This is a genomic window from Nocardioides sp. GCM10028917, assembly GCF_042666175.1.
GTDB lineage: Bacteria > Actinomycetota > Actinomycetes > Propionibacteriales > Nocardioidaceae > Nocardioides.
In genome coordinates, this window is record NZ_JBHTFL010000006.1 from 154,046 (window position 1) to 171,085 (window position 17,040).

The 17,040-nt window shown below is 68.0% G+C and carries 15 protein-coding genes and 1 riboswitch; of the genes, 7 read left to right on the top strand and 8 right to left on the bottom strand.

The annotated features are described in order from the left end of the window. The first annotated feature begins 27 nt into the window (after positions 1 to 27). Positions 28 to 231 (top strand): Flp family type IVb pilin, encoded by a 204-nt coding sequence (locus ACFQW6_RS08380; RefSeq protein ID WP_378543177.1) that lies wholly within the window; start codon positions 28 to 30, stop codon positions 229 to 231. A gap of 191 nt (positions 232 to 422) precedes the next feature. Here ACFQW6_RS08380 and ACFQW6_RS08385 read toward each other — a convergent pair whose 3' ends face one another. Both ACFQW6_RS08385 and ACFQW6_RS08390 read right to left on the bottom strand, forming a co-directional pair. Further along, positions 423 to 1,601, bottom strand: a complete 1,179-nt coding sequence (locus ACFQW6_RS08385; protein ID WP_378543179.1) for a hypothetical protein — start codon at positions 1,599 to 1,601, stop codon at positions 423 to 425. Positions 1,602 to 1,656: 55 nt separating this feature from the next. Further along, the gene (locus tag ACFQW6_RS08390) at positions 1,657 to 2,583 is read right to left on the bottom strand and encodes an NlpC/P60 family protein (protein ID WP_378543181.1); all 927 of its coding nucleotides are present in this window, start codon (positions 2,581 to 2,583) and stop codon (positions 1,657 to 1,659) included. A 96-nt stretch (positions 2,584 to 2,679) separates the two neighbouring features. Further along, positions 2,680 to 2,839: riboswitch (cyclic di-AMP (ydaO/yuaA leader) on the bottom strand. Between the two features lie 205 nt (positions 2,840 to 3,044). Between ACFQW6_RS08390 and ACFQW6_RS08395 the strand changes: the two genes are divergently transcribed. Further along, entirely contained in the window at positions 3,045 to 4,424 is a 1,380-nt protein-coding gene (locus ACFQW6_RS08395; protein WP_378543183.1) for a hypothetical protein, read from the top strand. Positions 4,425 to 4,432: 8 nt separating this feature from the next. On the opposite strand, the gene ACFQW6_RS08400 is transcribed toward ACFQW6_RS08395, so the two are convergent. From ACFQW6_RS08400 to ACFQW6_RS08415, 4 genes are all read right to left on the bottom strand, one after another. Continuing rightward, complete coding sequence (locus tag ACFQW6_RS08400) at positions 4,433 to 4,639, bottom strand: hypothetical protein (protein ID WP_268112511.1); 207 nt, start codon at positions 4,637 to 4,639, stop codon at positions 4,433 to 4,435. A 301-nt stretch (positions 4,640 to 4,940) separates the two neighbouring features. Further along, positions 4,941 to 6,062, bottom strand: coding sequence for a hypothetical protein (locus ACFQW6_RS08405; protein WP_378543185.1), 1,122 nt, complete (start codon positions 6,060 to 6,062; stop codon positions 4,941 to 4,943). A gap of 168 nt (positions 6,063 to 6,230) precedes the next feature. Continuing rightward, positions 6,231 to 7,472: an NYN domain-containing protein gene (locus ACFQW6_RS08410; RefSeq protein WP_378543187.1), complete on the bottom strand. Its 1,242-nt coding sequence runs from the start codon at positions 7,470 to 7,472 to the stop codon at positions 6,231 to 6,233. 10 nt (positions 7,473 to 7,482) lie between these two features. Next, complete coding sequence (locus ACFQW6_RS08415) at positions 7,483 to 7,758, bottom strand: hypothetical protein (protein WP_378543189.1); 276 nt, start codon at positions 7,756 to 7,758, stop codon at positions 7,483 to 7,485. A gap of 105 nt (positions 7,759 to 7,863) precedes the next feature. Between ACFQW6_RS08415 and ACFQW6_RS08420 the strand changes: the two genes are divergently transcribed. After that, positions 7,864 to 9,654: a DEDD exonuclease domain-containing protein gene (locus ACFQW6_RS08420; protein ID WP_378543191.1), complete on the top strand. Its 1,791-nt coding sequence runs from the start codon at positions 7,864 to 7,866 to the stop codon at positions 9,652 to 9,654. Between the two features lie 4 nt (positions 9,655 to 9,658). Here ACFQW6_RS08420 and ACFQW6_RS08425 read toward each other — a convergent pair whose 3' ends face one another. Next, positions 9,659 to 9,937, bottom strand: coding sequence for an Lrp/AsnC family transcriptional regulator (locus ACFQW6_RS08425; protein ID WP_378543193.1), 279 nt, complete (start codon positions 9,935 to 9,937; stop codon positions 9,659 to 9,661). A 159-nt stretch (positions 9,938 to 10,096) separates the two neighbouring features. Between ACFQW6_RS08425 and ACFQW6_RS08430 the strand changes: the two genes are divergently transcribed. The 4 genes from ACFQW6_RS08430 to ACFQW6_RS08445 are packed head-to-tail and all read left to right on the top strand — an operon-like array spanning position 10,097 to position 15,918. Further along, positions 10,097 to 14,230: a hypothetical protein gene (locus tag ACFQW6_RS08430; protein ID WP_378543195.1), complete on the top strand. Its 4,134-nt coding sequence runs from the start codon at positions 10,097 to 10,099 to the stop codon at positions 14,228 to 14,230. 33 nt (positions 14,231 to 14,263) lie between these two features. After that, positions 14,264 to 14,887, top strand: coding sequence for a hypothetical protein (locus ACFQW6_RS08435; RefSeq protein WP_378543197.1), 624 nt, complete (start codon positions 14,264 to 14,266; stop codon positions 14,885 to 14,887). A gap of 18 nt (positions 14,888 to 14,905) precedes the next feature. Further along, positions 14,906 to 15,658, top strand: a complete 753-nt coding sequence (locus ACFQW6_RS08440; protein WP_378543199.1) for a hypothetical protein — start codon at positions 14,906 to 14,908, stop codon at positions 15,656 to 15,658. A gap of 35 nt (positions 15,659 to 15,693) precedes the next feature. Continuing rightward, entirely contained in the window at positions 15,694 to 15,918 is a 225-nt protein-coding gene (locus ACFQW6_RS08445; protein ID WP_378543201.1) for a hypothetical protein, read from the top strand. 13 nt (positions 15,919 to 15,931) lie between these two features. Here ACFQW6_RS08445 and trpD read toward each other — a convergent pair whose 3' ends face one another. Next, positions 15,932 to 16,960 (bottom strand): anthranilate phosphoribosyltransferase, encoded by a 1,029-nt coding sequence (gene trpD / locus ACFQW6_RS08450; protein WP_378543203.1) that lies wholly within the window; start codon positions 16,958 to 16,960, stop codon positions 15,932 to 15,934. Positions 16,961 to 17,040 lie beyond the last annotated feature (80 nt).

The window sequence follows — 17,040 nt, forward strand, 5'->3', positions numbered from 1 at the left end:
TCAGACACATGCCATAAGGGGAAACCAATGCTCGAGAAGCTCCAGTTCATGACCATCATGCTCGTCAACGACCTCAAGGCCAAGCGCGACGAGATCAACGAGCGCGGTGCAACCGCCGTCGAGTACGGCCTGATGGTCGCCCTCATCGCCGTCGTCATCATCGGGGCCGTCACCGCCCTCGGCACGGGCCTCAAGGGCAAGTTCGAAGAGATCACCACGGGCCTCAACTGAGTCAATGCCGAGACACGGGCCGGCGTCATCATCCTCGATGACGCCGGCCCGTGTCCTATTTACGGTGACGAGGGCATGCATGACCTGAGCTACGCTTATCTGGTTCACCGTCGATGATCGGCGCCAGTGCCGCGAAGAGCCCGCTCAAGGCGACCTGTGACCGGTCGGGGTGCAGTGCTTCGGGCCACGCCTCAGCGTGTCAGTTGATCCATGTGTGCCCGCCAGAGCGGGGTCAGTTCGCGTAACGACAGCCCAGCCCGGACCATAGCCTCCGCGACCGGTGCGCCGGAGCGAATCGCGTCGTGCACCGACACCAACCCTCGCTCCCCCAGTTGCTCTGCGATGAGCCTGCAGGCGAGCCAAGCAAGCTCGTAACTTGCTTGAAGGTCTCTGGCGCGGGTGCCGAAGTCGGCCGCACCTGGCAGCGTGTCCGGTATCCCTTCGCGCCGCACCAGCTCGATCGCGCGCCCGAGCGTCGTACTGTCCGGCAGATTCGTGTCTCGGAGGGCGACGTAGTCCGCGAAGCCCTCCAGGAGCCACGGCTCCACCGGCGTCCGTGTTGCCTCGGTCGCAATATGCACCAGCTCGTGGCTCATCACAACCTGGGCTCCGGCACGTGAGAGGCCAGTCGTGAGCTCCGGGTTCACAAAGACATGGACGGGTGCATCGTCGGAAGTTGAGGTCCCGGCAAACGCCGTCACTGCTGCAATGCCGGCGTACGTCCCGGGCTCAGCGCCCAGCGTCTCGTCGAGATCAGCCGCGTTCGCCGGCACCTCCACCACGACCGAGGAGATCCGGTCCGGCAGCACGCGTTCGACAACACCTATCCCCCGGACTACTCGTCGCCTCACTGCGTCGGCGTCCGCTTGTGGCCCGTCGACAAGGACTAGGACCCTCTTCGCCCGAGCGATGGCCAGCTCGCCGCGGAGCCACAGCGGCGCTCGTGCCCGAGCGGTGGCGCTGAACCCCACGATGCCGAGCGCATCGCCTGCCGGTGCGAAAGACACGGCGACATCGGCCTCTGATGGGCCCGGGTCGAGACTCCCGAGCTGCCAGGTGAGTTCCACGATCCCCGTCCAGGATCCGTCGGCCTCAACCATCCCCGCCTGGTCAACGAACCGAGCACTAAGACCCCGCAGGTCGAGCGCGTCAGCGTTGTGACCGATCCCCTCCATGAGATCGCGTGCAACGGGACTTTGAGGAGGTGCTAGCCCGGCCAGCACCGCGGCGTCACGTGAGCGGACACCGTCCACAAAGGACGCCAAGGCGGCGGCCGCCGCGGCCGGACTCGCTCGTGGGGCCTCGATCGTCTGCGGGTCGACATCGTGACGACCATCGCGCAGTAGGAAGACGAGCAGCGCCAGGACCACGAACAGCGAAAGGCCGACCGCCCACCGAAGTGGACGGCCGGCCTTCGTCTGCTGGTCAGCCAGGACGGACCGCGCCGACGAACGGCATGGAGTAGAGGCCGGAGACGGCGACCCCGGTGCCGGGGTTGGCGGCGTGGACGATCATGCCGTTGCCGATGTACATGCCGACGTGGCTGATCGGGCTGTAGTAGAAGACCAGGTCACCGGGCTGCAGGTCGCTGGCGGCGATGCGCGGGCCAGAGCTGAACTGGGCGCTGGACGAGTGCGGGAGCGACACGCCGGCCTGGGCCCAGGCGCGCATCGTCAGGCCGCTGCAGTCGAAGGCGTTCTCGCCCATCGCGCCGTAGACGTAGGCGTCGCCCACCTGCGCCATCGCGTACTGCACAGCCGCCGCTGCGCGGCCGGACGCGGGGACGGAGACAGTGCTGGGCGCGCGGGTCGTGGTGCCGCGCGAGGCGAGCACCCGCTCGCGCTCCTCGGCCTCGAGGTCGGCGAGCAGGTCCTTGGCCTCGGCGAGCTTGTCGTCGACCGTGTCCTTCTCGGCGCTCAGCTGCTCGGTGATCTCAGCGATCTCCTTGGTGCGGGACGCGGTGGCCTCGCGACGGATCTCGAGGGCCTCGAGCTCGGTGTCGTAGTCGGACAGCAGCGACGCCTGGAGGTCGTTGAACGACGACATCGTCGAGAGCGAGTCGAGGAACGCGCCGGGGTCGTCGGAGACGACGATCTGACCGACGGTCGAGATGCCCTCTCCCTCGAGCTGGCGCACGACAGCGTCGGAGACCTGGTCGCGGACGGCGTAGAGACGCTCGTCCTGGCGATCCTGGTCGGCCTTCAGCCCGTCGAGGTCGCTTCGCAGGTCGGCGAGGTCCAGCTTGGCGTCGTGGAGGCGCTCCTGCGCCGCCTCGGCCTCGTGGTAGAGGCGGTCGACGCGGACCTTGACGTCCTTGATGTCGGGGTCGGCCTGCGCGGGGGTAGCAGGCACAAAAGCGATGGCAGCGATCGCGGAGAGACCAAGAACGGTCGCGCCAACTCGCTTGCGGGTGTGAGCCACGAGCGGGGGAACTCCTCGGGGTGTCGTACGCCTACCAGGTGAGCTGACGGGTTCGGCACGACTGGCCTACTCCTGCTCCTCGTGCCGCTCGCGCAGCACGCCTCACAGGCGATTCACCCCAGGGGGAAGTGTGGTTCCCCGGCTCATGGACCACGGGTGGTGCGGGGGTGTGGTCCATGACTCGGCGCGACGTCCGCGCGGGCCTGGTGACCCACTGCCACGGACGTCAGCCCACACCCTAAACCGGTCGTGGGGTCCTCGCCAATCTTCGCCACGATCCGTCGGCGCTGATTTCCACCGCGCTCCATGATTGGGCGATCGCCTGCGTCGGATCCCGTCAGTCGGTACGTTTCCTGCACCCTTCAGACTCGCGGACCAGGACCTGTGAACCCATGAACCCCCAACGCCTGCTCGCCCCGGAGAGAACCGACCGGATGGTCGCTCCCCTTCGTTGGTTCGCCCGGACCTACGCGCTGGCAGTCGTTGCGCACCTTGTCGGAAACCCGGTGGGATGGCGCAGCGATGTCTACGGCGGGTCTCCAGCGCTGACCCTTGTCGGGGCGGCGCTGGGGGTGTCGGCTCTGATTCTCCTCGTCCGGCCGGACGCGAGGGTCCTGGGTGCAGCAGCTGCTCTGACACTCGTGTCACTGGGACTTGAGATGCCCGTGACGGGCAATCACTGGCTGCTCATGGGCTTTGTTGCGTTGGCGACGCTGGTGTCGCTGACACGCACCGATCCGTGGTCGTACCTCTCGGTCACCGGTCGCTGGATCCTGCTGGCCTTCTATTCGTTCGCCGCCTTCGCCAAGCTCAACAGTGGGTTCCTCGACCCCGATGTGTCCTGCGGCGTGTTCTACGCCAACCAGTCCTTGGACTCGTTCGGGCTGCCGACCTTCGACGGCGGACCACTTTCCGTGCTGGCCATCGCCGGCCCTGTGCTGACCGAGCTCTCGGTCCCCGTCCTGCTCGCGTTCAGCCGCACCCGCCGCGCGGGTGTGCTCCTGGCGCTGACGTTCCACTCCATCATCTCGCTGGACCTTGACCAGCACTTCTACGACTTCACGGCGACGCTCGTCGTGCTCTTGTGCCTCTTCCTGCCGGAGGACACGACCTCGGATCTCGAGGCGCGGGCGGTTCGACCGTCCCGAATCCGTGACGTGGTGCTCGCCCTCACTCCCTTCCTGATCCTGGCCTCCGTGCTCCCACCGATGGTCGCAACCGCGGTCATTCTCAAGCTTGTCTCGTTCATCGTGTGGGTGCCCGTCGCCACGTGGCTGGTCGTGCGCATCGCTCAGCACGGGCTCGGCCCGGCCCCGCTGTCGATGCGCCTGCCGGGCGTCGCCCCCGCTGTCATCGTGGCCCTTGTCGTCGCCAACGCGCTGTCGCCCTACCTCGAGGTGAAGAGCTCAACCGGCTTCAACATGTACGCCAACCTCGTCACAGTCAGCGGTGAGACCAACCACTTAGTCGTGCCGGGGACACTGCATCTGAGCCACGTCCAGGACGACATGCTCGAGGTCGTGAGCTCCGAGGTAGAGGCGCTCGACGTCTACGCGTCCGAGAATTACCTGGTCCCGGAAAGAAACCTTCTCGACTACCTCGCACGACACCCCGACGCCTCGGTGGTCGTGCGGGATGCCACGGGCGAGCGAACGCTCGATGGCAGCGACGGCGTACGCATGTCGCTCGTGTCAAGAAAGTTGCTTCCTTTCCGCGCCGTCGACGCACAGGACCCGCCGCGGTGCCAGTCGCAGTGGTTCCCCGCGCTCTGACTGGCCCCTCAGGCCGACTCGATCACCGGGCCGGAAACGGGCTCCACGAGCCGCAGCGGGGGGACCAGCCCTCCTGAGGCCAGCACATCGAGCGCAGCCATCTCGTCGTCGTCGATGGTCAGCTCGGGCGGTGGGCCGAGGAGCACCGTCACCACGCAGTCGTGGCAGTGCAGGCCGCGCACCACGCAGGTGTCGCAGTCGATCCGTGTCGTCATGTCCCGAACGGTGACAGGGCCCACCGACAACGCCTCCGCGGCCTGTCGCAACCCGCGTGTCGGACAAGTCGGCCACCCGCATTCGCCTCCAGCAACCGGGTGACCACCTCGGAGCCAGCGAAGTTGCGATGACGGGACAACTGGGCCTCGATCTCGGCGACGGCAGCGACCGATTCGCCCCAGCGCCATGATCGGGCTCGGGCAGTCACCAGACAACCCGCGATCTGCAACGAGGATGTCGCATCACTGTCGGGCGCGCCGCCGATCTACACGACGTGGTGGCGAGAGGTTGACGAGCAACTCACAGGTCGCCTTCGGTCATCACCATCGATCCGAAGTCTTGGCGAGCCTGTGCCAAGGTTTCCGGGTCTACTCGGGTCCCCCGTTCGCCAGGAGACGCAGGAAGGAACCATCGGGACGGCTGCGGATGAGCGACAAGGAAACGTCCGACTGCCACCTCCTCGACGCGCCAGCCACCGAGGTTGTTGGCAGCGTCGAGGTGGGCCTGCGTCAGAACCTGCTCCGCGCAGGCGTCGGGGACGCGCTGGTCGTCCAGCCGACGGCGGTGAGGGTAATAGGACTTCGGCAGCTTGACGTTTCTCCGCGCCAGCTCGAGAAACCATGACGGATGCGCGGGTCCGACGTCACCGGTGGTCGCACTGCGGTCCACTTGCGGCGCCCAGCCCGCCCAGGCCGAGCGGAGGCTGGCAAGGCGCTGCTCAAGCGGGGCGGAGGAGCGCTCCTCGAGCGTCAGGTGTCCGTAGGAGGAGAAGCGTGCCCTTCGCTCGGCAGCCGTTCCTTGACGGTGCACAGTGCAGAATCCCCTGCCGTCGCGTTCGCTGAGTCGAGCCAGGAGGGCTTCTGCCACTTGCGGTTCTTCGCCTCGCACCGGGACGAGGCGAGTGATCCACAACTCGCCGTCGACCCCGCGAGTCCACTCAAAGACCAGGTCCACGAGCTGCGGAACGATGTTCGGACGGGCATGCCAAATCGGGACAACCACCTGGTGCGCGTCGTGATTCCAACCGGCCAGGGCCAAGGTGACGGCGATCCAAGGTTCGGCGTGTGGGCGTTCATCGGGGCGGTCCGCCCACTTCTGGGGGAGGAGCACCCCCGACCACCCGTCCTTGGTGAGGGTGGCGGCCAGTATGACGAACCATCGGGCGATTGCATCGTGATTGATCAGGAGGCTTCCCTGCAGGCTGGACGCAGGGCCGCTAGGGCTGACGTGTGGATGCTCTGCGCCTACATCGAGTCCCGGGCTTTGCGCGGTCACGATCGCGTTGGTCAGCAGGATAGCTCGGCCCAATGCAGCAAGTGCGTCCGATTCGACTGGGTGCGTCGCTTGGCTAAGCACGAAGGGGCAAGTGTCCGCGTTAGCGGCGTTTGCCACCAGTTCCAAGACATCCACGTTTGTGGCCATCGCTCGACCCTTTCGAGAACTGATCTATACCGGGGGTGAACTCAGGAATCCGCACGCCCGAGCGTGCTTCGCTCACTATGCTTCAGCCATGGCTGGGGGGCGACGCTCCCGTCGGCATTGCATTCTCGGGGGAAGGCAACTGTCCGCGCAGGTGAATTTCCTGTGCTGCTAGGAACCGATGACGCTGAGCAGCGCCGGAACGGGAACGGCTCTCGCACCGTCCCGCGCCACGTCGCGTGCCACGGCCTGGTCGCCGGTCACCACGACGACCACCCGGCCGCGGGGCTCGGCCGCGACGAGCTGGCGGATCACGTCGTCCGCGATGACGCCCTCCGGGCTGAACACCACGCGGACTCCGCGCGGCGCCGGCATCGCCGTACGCACCGTGGACTCCGCTGCGTCGAACACCACGGTGGTCTCGGCGCCGGTCCGGGCCACGAGCGGTCCGAGCGCGGCGACCAGCCGGCTGCGCTGTGCCTCGAGGCTGGCGTTGGGCCAACGTTGCTTGGTGACGTTGTAGCCGTCGATCACGAGTCGGGCCCGGGGCAGCGCGAGCGTCTGCTCGAGCAGCGCTGGTGTGGCCGGTGCGCTGGAGGAGGGTGCCGCGTCGACGCCGGCCAGGGCGGCCTCGACGGCGTCCCCCGGGGCGCCGCTGACAGCGGGCAGCGCGAGCTCGCGACGCAGTCCCGTCGCGGCGTCCACGACCGCGTCGAGCAGGAGCCGCGCCCGGATGCTCGCGGCGTCCCGGTCGGACCGGGTCTCGCGCCGGCCGGCGGCGAGGGTTGCCTCAGCCTCGTCCAGCTGGGCGCGCAGCCGTCGCACGTCTGCCTCCGCGGTGCGGGTCGCTGCCTCAGCCGCGGTCACCGCCTCGTCCCGGGCGGCGTACGCCGCATCCCTCGCCTGCTCAGCGGCACGCAGCACACCGCGTGCCTCGCCCAGGCGCTGGCGCAGCACCTTGTGATCGGCCTTCGCCCGCTCGAGCTCCTCGCGGTGCTCGGCGCGCACGGCGCTGAGCTCGGCCTGCAGCGCCGCCACCTGCGCCGCCAGCCGGGCGTGCTCGGCGTGGGACTGCTCGTCGCGCTCCTCGTGCTCGCCGAGGGATCCGGCGACCTCGGCGACGACGGACTCCCAGCCCTCGTCCCGGGCCAGCCAGGCGCGCGCGGCGGTGTCGACCGGGTCGTCGGCGGAGGGCGGCACGACCGCGACCTGGACTGCCGCGTGCTCGCGGAACGAAGCATCCTCGAGCGCGGCCCAGATCGCACTCCCGCCGAGCCGGGCGCGGCGTGCCGGCGCGAAGCCGGCGACCTTGCGGAGGGACGGCGGCACCGGGGTGATCGACGGCAGGACTGCCGACACCAGTGCGACCACCCGCAGGCGCAGCCGCTCCGGGAGGGCCGCTGGGTCGGTCACATGCGTCCCGTCATCCGGCGGCCGGGTCGGCGGACGTGTCGGCAGAGGCGCGGTCCACGACCTCGATGGCGTCGTTGCGTCCGCACCAGCGGCAGGAGACCGACTCGACCGCCTCGGAGCGCACCGTCTCCTCCTCGACCTGGTGCTCCCCCGCGAGGTCGAAGTGCCAGTACTCCGTCGTACGACGGGTGCGGGTGACGTCGAAGCGTGTGAGGTTGCCGCAGCCGGCACAACGCCAACGCTCGCCGTTGCCGGGGACGTAGAGGGTGCTGGTCTGCTCGGGCACGGATGTCTCCTCGGGTCGTCGCCTCGCCCCCGGTGGGCAGGCGCGGTCAGCGTAGTCCGCGCGCCGCGGCGCCGATGTCGGATCCCACGTCTAGCGTCGTCGGACATGAGCACCACCGCCCACGGTCCGACGCGGGAGACGTCCCGCTGGGAGGCGCAGCGCAGCTTCGACGAGCTGGGGCGGCCGCTGCGAGGCCTGACCTTCTGCGTGGTCGACCTCGAGACCACGGGTGGTTCTGCTGCTGCCGGGTCGATGATCACGGAGATCGGCGCGGTGAAGGTCAGGGGCGGCGAGGTCCTGGGCGAGTTCCAGACGCTGGTCAACCCGCACACGGAGATCCCGGCGTTCATCGCGGTGCTCACCGGCATCAGCAACTCCATGGTCCACGACGCTCCACCGATCGAGGCGGCGTTGCCCGCGTTCCTGGACTTCGCGGCCGGGTGCGTCCTCGTCGCGCACAACGCACCGTTCGACGTCGGCTTCCTCCAGCACTTCGCGCGTCAGCAGGGACGCCCGTGGCCGAAGCTCGAGGTGCTCGACACGGCCAAGCTCGCCAGGCGCGTGATCACCCGCGACGACGCCCCCAACTGCAAGCTGTCGTCACTGGCCAAGGTGTTCAACTCGACCACGACGCCCAACCACCGCGCGCTCGCGGACGCCCGAGCCACGGTGGACGTCCTGCACGGTTTGATGGAGCGTCTCGGCGGTCTCGGCGTCCACACCCTCGAGGAGCTCCAGACGTTCTCGGCCCGGGTCAGCACCGCCCAGCGTCGCAAACGCCACCTCGCCGAGGGGCTGCCGCACTCCCCCGGCGTCTACCTCTTCCGCGACAACCGGGCGCGCGTCCTCTACGTCGGGACCTCCAAGGACCTCCGCACCCGCGTCCGCACCTACTTCACCTCCTCGGAGACCCGGACGCGAATCGGCGAGATGGTCGGGCTCGCCGAGTCCGTGACGGGCATCGAGTGCGCGACGCCGCTCGAGGCCGAGGTGCGAGAGCTGCGGTTGATTGCCGAGCACAAGCCGAAGTACAACCGCCGTTCCCGCTTTCCCGAGAAGGTCCACTTCCTCAAGCTCACCCGTGAGGCCTGGCCGCGCCTGTCCCTCGTGCGCAAGGTGCTCGACGACGACGCCGACTACCTCGGTCCGTTCTCCTCGAGGAAGACGGCCGAGAAGTGCCTGGCCGCCCTTCACGAGACCTTCCCCGTGCGGCAGTGCAGCGGACGGCTTCCTCTGACTCCGTCCCGGTCCGCCTGCGTCCTCGCCGAGATGGGACGGTGCCTCTCCCCGTGCGACGGCTCCACCGACGCCTCTGCCTACGCAGCCGTCGTCCGGCAGCTGCGAGACACGCTGCTGCGCAGCCCGCACGAGGTCGTCGAGGCGATCAACCAGCGCATGACCGCGCTGGCTGACCGGGAGCGCTTCGAGGAGGCCGGCATCCACCGCGACCGGCTGGCCACCTTCGTCCGTGCCGCCGCCCGCACCCAGCGGCTCACGGCTCTGACCCGCTGCCCGGAGATCGTCGCCGCCCGACGCGAGGACAGCGGTCGCTGGTCGGTGCACGTCGTGCGCCACGGACGCCTCGCCGCGGCCGGCGTGATCCCGCCCGGCGCCGACGCCCACCAGTACGTCCGCGAGCTCACCGCGAGCGCGGAGACCGTCAGCGGGGCGCCCGGTCCGGTGCCTGCCGCGACCGCCGAGGAGTCGGAGAAGATCCTGCGATGGCTGGAGTCACCCGGCGTGCGCCTCGTCGACGTCGACGGCGAGTGGGTCTGTCCGCTCGACGGCGCAGCACGACACCTCGCCATCTACGACGCGGCCAACCAGTCCCGACTCTCGCTGGTGCCGTTCGACGAGCAGCGGCTGCCGTCGCCGGTGCACCGGCCAGTCAGGTGACGGCTCAGTCGAGCCCGATGCTGAAGGCCGACTCGAGGTCGTGCCTGGAGTAGGTGCGGAAGGCGATGTGCGTCTCGGTCTCGGTGACGCCCTCGACCTTGTTGAGCCGGTCGGCGACGACCGAGGCGACGTCCTCGTGCTCGCGGACCCGCACCAGGGCGATGAGGTCGATCGTGCCCGTCACCGAGTAGACCTCGCTCACCCCGTCGAGGGAGGCAATCGCCTCGGCGACCTCGGGGATGCGCGCGACGTCGGCCTTCACGAAGACGATGGCGGTGATCATGGCCCCACCGTAGCGCTGGTGGGTCGGTCCGTGGCCCGCGACCGATCGGTCGGACTGGATAGTCATTTGTGACTACCCCAATGCTATTCGGTCCCGCGGCCGGCACAGGGCGACCTAGCGTGATGGGGTCTGAGCCATACACGAGGGGGACCTTCCGAGATGTCACACATCGCGCGCACGAGCGTCACGATTGCGCTCACCGCCCTGATTGGCGCCACGTTGGCTGCCACTCCCCCGGCAGGCGCCGCTCCCCCAAGCACCCCGACCGCGCCGAAGGTGGTGCAGCCGGACGTCACGACGGCGCAGTTGAGCTGGCAAGGAACCGACGACTCGACGCGGTTCGAGGTCATGGTGGACGACTCTGCGGACTTCGCCTCACCGGTCGCCCGCCAGACCACGACCAACACCACCTACGTACCTTCGGTCCAGCTCCCGGCAGGAACCCTGTACTGGCGTGTCCGCGCCTTCAACACGGCGAGCGAAAGCTCCGACTGGCTGTTCTCCGAGTTCAACCAAGGCCGTGTGGGGAAGCCGCAGCTCGAGGCGCCGGCCGATCAAGCTCAATTGGCGGCAAGGGAGACTCCCGTGCTCCGTTGGGCCGGCTCCCCTGGGGCGACTGACTACTCGGTCGAGGTTTCGAGGGAGAGCTCGTTCACTCCCTCGAACACGAAGATCTATACGACTCAGTCCATGTCAGTGGTCCCAGCGACCCGCCTCGAGCGGGGTGTCTGGTACTGGCGGGTGACGGCGTCACGAGCCAATGGATTGACGTCTGACCCTTCCGCAGCGCGCAGCTTTGAAGTGCTTGCCTGGGCCGGGCCGACGCTGGAGACGCCTTCGAACTCCACGGCCGTGCCTGTCGAAGACGTCGTCTTGACATGGAAGCCCGCCGATGGAGCCAAGAGCTACGAGATCGACATCTCGCGAGACAGGGACTTCCCAAGCGCCGGCCCTGGCATCAAGAACGGTCCGGACTGGGTCACCATGCCCAGGGACAAGACCGTCGCAACTTCCTACTCGCCGACGGTCACGCTCGACAATGCTGTCACTTGGTACTGGCGCGTCCGTTCCATCGACCGAGACGGCAACACCAGCGACTGGCAGGTCAACCCGTTCGTCTTCCGGCGCGCCTGGGGAGATGTCACGGACGCCGTTGACGCGCCGAAGGATCTTGCGGACATCCCGACCTTGGTCGAACCGGCCGCAGCGGGCGCCGAGGTGTTGACGAGTCCCTTCTCCTTCAGCTGGACCGCGGCGCAGCACGCAACTGACTACGAGATCAACGTCGGCACAGACTCCGCCTGGTCCCCCGGCTCGTTCAACCGGTGCCGGGTGCACGGCACGACCTATACGCCGTACCAGTTCCGGCTGGACGTGATCTTGGCAACAACGAGCCGGCTGACGGACGACAGGTGCGTGCCGTCGCCCGGCACTGTGAACTACTGGCGGGTGCGAGCCCTGGACCGTCCCTTCACTAAGACCGGCGTCCTTCCAGGCGTGCAGGGCGAGTTCTCGGCGACTCAGGCCTTCACGTGGCGACCCACGGCGATGACCAGCTTCACGCCGGTCGGCGGAGCCACTGTCCCCACCCCGACGGTGTCGTGGGAGGCGGTAACGGGTGCAGAGACCTACGAAGTGACGATCACGGGCTCGGGAAGCACGACCACGGCCACTACGTACTCCACCTCCTACACCCTGACGTCGCGCCCCGGCACCGTGACGAGCCCCTACACGTGGTCGGTTCGTGCGGTCGATGCCGCTGGCCAGCCGGTGTCCATGGTGCACACGGGCATGACGTTCAACCTCTCCGAGGCGGCCGGGCAATCAGGGTGGGAGAACCTCACCGCTGCCGCCCCCACCCTGCGAGCGCCCGATCTTCGCTGGGCGCCTATCGCCGGAGCGCACCACTACCGCGTCCAGGTCCGTCGGCCCGGAGAAGGCTGGATGCCTACCACCTCGAGCAGCCTGATCGGCAAGGACGTGGCCTTCCCGGCAATGACGGACACGTCCGACCGACTGTTCGCCGGCGGCACCTACCTCTGGCAGGTCGAGGCGTACGACAAGGACAACAAGTGGCTGGGCACCAGCCCCGAGTGGAGCTTCGCCATCGACGACCTGACCGAGGTGGTCGGACAGAAGGTCGCCCTCACGGCCGCATCCCTCAGCACAGTCAACATGTGCAGCCTCAAGCTGGACAGCAACGGTCAGACGGGGCCGCGGTGCAACCCGATGCCCGCCACGCCGACGCTGAGCTGGGACAGAGTCCCGGGCGCGTCGCTCTATCAGGTGTGGGTCAACACTGACGCCAGCTTCACGACGCTTATGGAGCCCGAGGCGTCGTTCCCGGCAACGTCCAACACGACGTACGTGCCGAACTTGAGCAGCCAGGTCTCCGCTTTCCCGGACAACGACGCGCAGTCGAACTCGGCGTACTACTGGGCCATCGTCCCGTGCAAGAGCGTGCGCTCGTGTGCCAGCAGCATCCGGGGCGAGCTCGGACACGCGACCAATGCCTTCGTCAAGAAGTCTCCCGCAGTCGCCCTACGATCACCCGCGGACCAAGCCACTGCAGTAACGAGTGACCTGACCTTTGCTTGGGACGACTACCTTGCGACCAACCGCGCCAGCGAGGCAATCTCAGGCGAGAAGTCCCACCAGGCCGCCATGCTCTATCGCATCCAGGTGTCGACAGACCAGGACTTCAACTCGATCTTGGAGAGCGTGGTGGTCGACCAGCCGACCTATACCTCCGCGGACTCGTTGTACCCCGATGGCCCGCTCTACTGGCGGGTGCGCGCCATCGACGGCGACAACAACGAGCTGACCTGGTCACCGACGTGGAAGGTCACCAAGAAGAACCCGCTTCCACCTCTCAGCCAGCCCGCACCCGGTGCAGTGGTCGGGCCGACCACCTCATTCTCCTGGTCCGACATGAGCGCGCTGTCGGGATTTGAGATTGAGGTCTACAAGAACGGCCAGGTGTCACCCACCAATCTCGTGTGCTCGGCGACGACGTACAACGCCGCGCGCTACCCCGGTTTGGCCTGCCCCAAGCCGTTGGCACCCACGACGAGTGCATCCGGAGACGAGTACCTCTGGCGCGTGCGTCGCGTCGACTCCGTCGGCTTGGCCAACCCTTGGACCACTACGAGCTCGTTCGACGTGTCGCCCAGCTCACTCACCATCACGGCACCCGGTGCCGGCCAGATGCAGGCCCCCAACCGGGCGGTCCTCTCGTGGTTGCAGGTTGCCGGCGCCAAGCAGTACCAGGTCGAGATGCGCAACGACACCGCTGGCCAGAATCTCACTCCGGTCACCACCATCGGCACCTCCTTCGCACCCTTCGGCGACCTCACGTCTGGGACCTACACCTGGAAGGTGACAGCCTTCGACGCCGTCGGTGGCGTCATCGCCACCAAGGCGAGCAGCTTCACTGTTGATGCAGCGCTGACCGCGACCACCTCCACTGCTATTGCCGCACCCGAGGGGAGCGCCGTCGGCCAGGTGCTGGTCGGCACCCCTCCCACGTGGAACCAGACAGGGGTGGAGAACACCTATCAGTGGCTCCGCAGCGGATCCCCCATCTACGGGGCCACGTCTTCGACGTACACGTTGACCGTCGCCGACTACACCAAGGCGATCTCGCTTCGCGTGACGGGCAAGAAGCCCGGCTACACCGATGGCGTGTCGATCAGCAACGAGATCGGCGCAACGGCGGGAGGAGCACTTCAGAACACGAGCCAGCCGGCGATCTCAGGGACCGCGTCACCCGGAAGCAGCCTCACGGTCTCCAACGGCACCTGGTCTCCCTCGGCGAGCAAGTACCGGTACCAGTGGTTGAGGACCGGCACGCCGATCCCGGGCGCGACCTCGATGAGCTATCTGCTCACTCCACAGGATGCCGGTAAGGACGTCTCGGTGACAGTATTCGCCGGTGTGACAGGTTTCGATGAGGGCGCCGCATCGGCACCTGCGGTCGCGGTCGCCAGACTGGCCTCGACAACTACCTCGACGCTGTCGGCCACCCGCATCAAGCGCGGCAAGACGGTCAAGGTTGGGGTCACGGTGAGCATCCCAGGCGTCCCCGCACCGTCCGGCACCCTCAAGATCCAGGACGGCGTCAAGACGCTCAAGACGTTCACCATGGACCCGTTTCGCAAGGGCGTGATGACGACCAAGCTCTCGACGAAGAAGCTCAAGGTCGGACGTCACAAGATCAAGGTCGTCTTCGTGGGCAACGCCTCGACGAACATGTCGAAGTCGAAGGTCATCAGACTCGTTGTCACGCGATGAGTCCCGGGTCACGGCGGGAGATAGTCTCCCGCCGTGACCTGGCTCACCGACCACTGGCTCGACGTCCTCGGGTGGGGCGGAAGTACCCTGCTCGTCTACTCTCTGTTGCAGGCGAGCGTCCTCCGCCTGCGGATTCTCAACGCGGTCGCGTGCGTGATCCTCATCGTCTTCAACGCCGCGCTGGAGGTCTGGCCGATGGTCGGCATGAACACCGTGCTGGTCGCGATCAACGCGTACTTCATCGTCAAGCTGCTGCGTGACCGTCACGACGAGAACGCCTTCAAGGTGCTCGAGGTCGGTCCCGCTGACGAGTACCTGCGCCACACCCTCCGCGTGCACGGGGCGGACATTTTGAAGTTCAATCCGACGTTCGTCCACGACCCCTCTGACGACCAGGACGCGTTCCTCGTGCAGAAGGGCGACGAGACCGTCGGCGTGGTGCTGCTTTGTCGGCAGGACGGGACGGCAGACGTGCTCCTCGACTACGTCACCCCCCGCTACCGCGACTTCTCCCCCGGCGAGTTCGTGTGGCGCCGGAGCAGCCTGCTCAGCGACCGAGGGATCCGGCGGGTCGTCACCCCACCCGGCATGGTGGGCGCCTACTACGACCGCCTCGGTTTCCGGCGCGAGGGCGACACCTGGGTGCTGCACCTCTAGGTTTCGCATTCTGCCCCCATGCTCGGCGCGGGGCTGGTCGAATATGAGACCACACACCACGGGGGTCCCATGAACGCCGTTTCACTCCGGCGCGCCGCAGCAGTCGGCGCCTCGCTCCTCGCCCTCACCGCATGCAGCGTGCTGTCGCCCGGAAGCGAGTTCCTCGACCAGGGCCCGCGAGGCATGGCAGAGGCCGCCTTCTCTGACATGCGCGAGGTGACGTCGATGCGGGTGCTGGGGAGCCAGGAGGGGGACGTGGGCTTCACCCGGGTGGACCTCAAGGTCGACAAGTCGAGCTGCGTCGGGAGCCTCGATGCCGACGGCGGCGGCATCCAGATCATCAAGAACGCCGACGGGGCCTGGTTCAAGGGGAACGCGAATTTCTGGCTGGCCCGGGGCGCGCCACCGCAGCGGGCGGACCAGCTGTCCGGTGGGTGGCTCGTCATCGAGGGAAAGGACAAGCTCCTCGAGCTGTGTGACCTGGAGGCACTGCTCGAGTCCTTCGAGCTCCACGAGGACGACACGGACGAGACCATCGAGGTCGGTGAGGTTGAGGAGATCGGTGACGCCGATGCCGTGGCGCTGACGGGTCAGGACGGGAAGGAGAGGGTCACCGCCTGGGTCGCTGTGACGACTCCTCACCGAGTGCTCAAGATGGCTCCCGCGGACGACGGCGGAAGGCCGGACGAGCTCTACTTCGAGGAGTTCGGCGTCGACGTGGTGGCTGAGAGCCCGGCCAAGAGGGACATCGTCACCCTTCCTGAAAACTAGTTCCGACCGCGTACGTCTCTGCCAGAATCAACGCCATGGCGTACGGACAACCCAGCTCTACCTTGTCCGTGGTGGCGTTCGTGTGCGCAGCTGCGGCGGTCTTCGGGTACGGCCCCACGCTCGCCATCGTCGGCATGCTGTGCGCAGCGCTGGCCATGGGCCGCGGCGAGGGCCTCGCCGGAGCTGCGGCGATGGTGGCCCTGATGGTTTTAGTGCTGACGTTCGTCCTGCCCACGGGTGCTGTGCTCGGCCACCTCTGACCCGGGACGCAGCTCAAGCCGAGGTCGCCGCCACCCACCGTTCGAGCGCGGCCTTTGCCGCGCCGGAGTCGATCGCCTCCGCGGCCCTCGTTACCCCGGCGGCGAGCGCGGAGTCGACGTCGGAGTCCGGTGAGTCGTAGACAGCCAGCGCGGCGCCCGCGTTGAGCAGCACCGCGTCCCGGACCGGGCCCTGCTCGCCGGCCAGGAGACGTCGTACGACGTCGGCGTTGTGCGCGGCGTCGCCGCCGCGGAGGTCCTCGGTAGTCGCCCGCGCGATGCCGAGGGACGCCGGGTCGACCGACGACTCGATGACCTCGCCCTCGTGGACGCGCCACAGGGTCGAGGTGGTCGTGGTGGTCAGCTCGTCGAGGCCGTCGTCGCCGCGGAAGACCCACGCGTCGACACCCCGGCCGGCCAGGACGCCGGCCATGACCGGCGCCATCCGGGCGTCGGCGCACCCGATGGCCTGCGCCTGCGGCCGCGCGGGGTTCGTCAACGGCCCGAGGATGTTGAACGTCGTGGCGATGCCGAGCTCACGCCGCGGCACGGCCGCGTGGCGCATCGCGGGGTGGAAGGCCGCGGAGAAGCAGAAGGTGATGCCGGCCTCGTCGGCGACCTCCGCGACGCGTGCCGGCGACAGGTCCAGACGGATGCCGAGCGCCTCGAGCACGTCCGCGGACCCGGACTTCGACGAGGCCGAGCGGTTGCCGTGCTTGACCACGCGCGCGCCGGCGCCGGCGGCGACGATCGCGGACATCGTGGAGATGTTGACCGACATGGACCGGTCGCCGCCCGTGCCGACGACGTCGAGCAGGCGGCCGGGCACGGAGATCGGGTTGGCCGCGGCGAGCATCGCGTCGGCGATGCCGGTGACCTCGTCCACGGTCTCCCCCTTGGCGCGAAGTGCCACGACGAGGCCGGTCAGCTGGACGGGCGTCGCCGCGCCGGCGAAGACCTCGTCCATGGCCCATCGCGCCTGCTCGGTCGTCAGGTCGTCACCGGCGACCAGCGTGGAGAGGACGTCGGGCCAGGTGTGGGACATGGACCGAGTGTTTCAGACCCCCGGACCAGTCCGACTCGCGCGTGGCTGGGTTTCGAGACGGTCGCTGCGCGACGTCCTCA

Bases quoted from the DNA above. Each gene is read 5' to 3' on its own strand.
- ACFQW6_RS08380 (WP_378543177.1), top strand. From the start codon at position 28: ATGCTCGAGAAGCTCCAGTTCATGACCATCATGCTCGTCAACGACCTC.
- ACFQW6_RS08395 (WP_378543183.1), top strand. From the start codon at position 3,045: ATGAACCCCCAACGCCTGCTCGCCCCGGAGAGAACCGACCGGATGGTC.
- ACFQW6_RS08400 (WP_268112511.1), bottom strand. From the start codon at position 4,639: ATGACGACACGGATCGACTGCGACACCTGCGTGGTGCGCGGCCTGCAC.
- ACFQW6_RS08405 (WP_378543185.1), bottom strand. From the start codon at position 6,062: ATGGCCACAAACGTGGATGTCTTGGAACTGGTGGCAAACGCCGCTAAC.
- ACFQW6_RS08420 (WP_378543191.1), top strand. From the start codon at position 7,864: ATGAGCACCACCGCCCACGGTCCGACGCGGGAGACGTCCCGCTGGGAG.
- ACFQW6_RS08425 (WP_378543193.1), bottom strand. From the start codon at position 9,937: ATGATCACCGCCATCGTCTTCGTGAAGGCCGACGTCGCGCGCATCCCC.
- ACFQW6_RS08430 (WP_378543195.1), top strand. From the start codon at position 10,097: ATGTCACACATCGCGCGCACGAGCGTCACGATTGCGCTCACCGCCCTG.
- ACFQW6_RS08440 (WP_378543199.1), top strand. From the start codon at position 14,906: ATGCTCGGCGCGGGGCTGGTCGAATATGAGACCACACACCACGGGGGT.
- ACFQW6_RS08445 (WP_378543201.1), top strand. From the start codon at position 15,694: ATGGCGTACGGACAACCCAGCTCTACCTTGTCCGTGGTGGCGTTCGTG.
- trpD (WP_378543203.1), bottom strand. From the start codon at position 16,960: ATGTCCCACACCTGGCCCGACGTCCTCTCCACGCTGGTCGCCGGTGAC.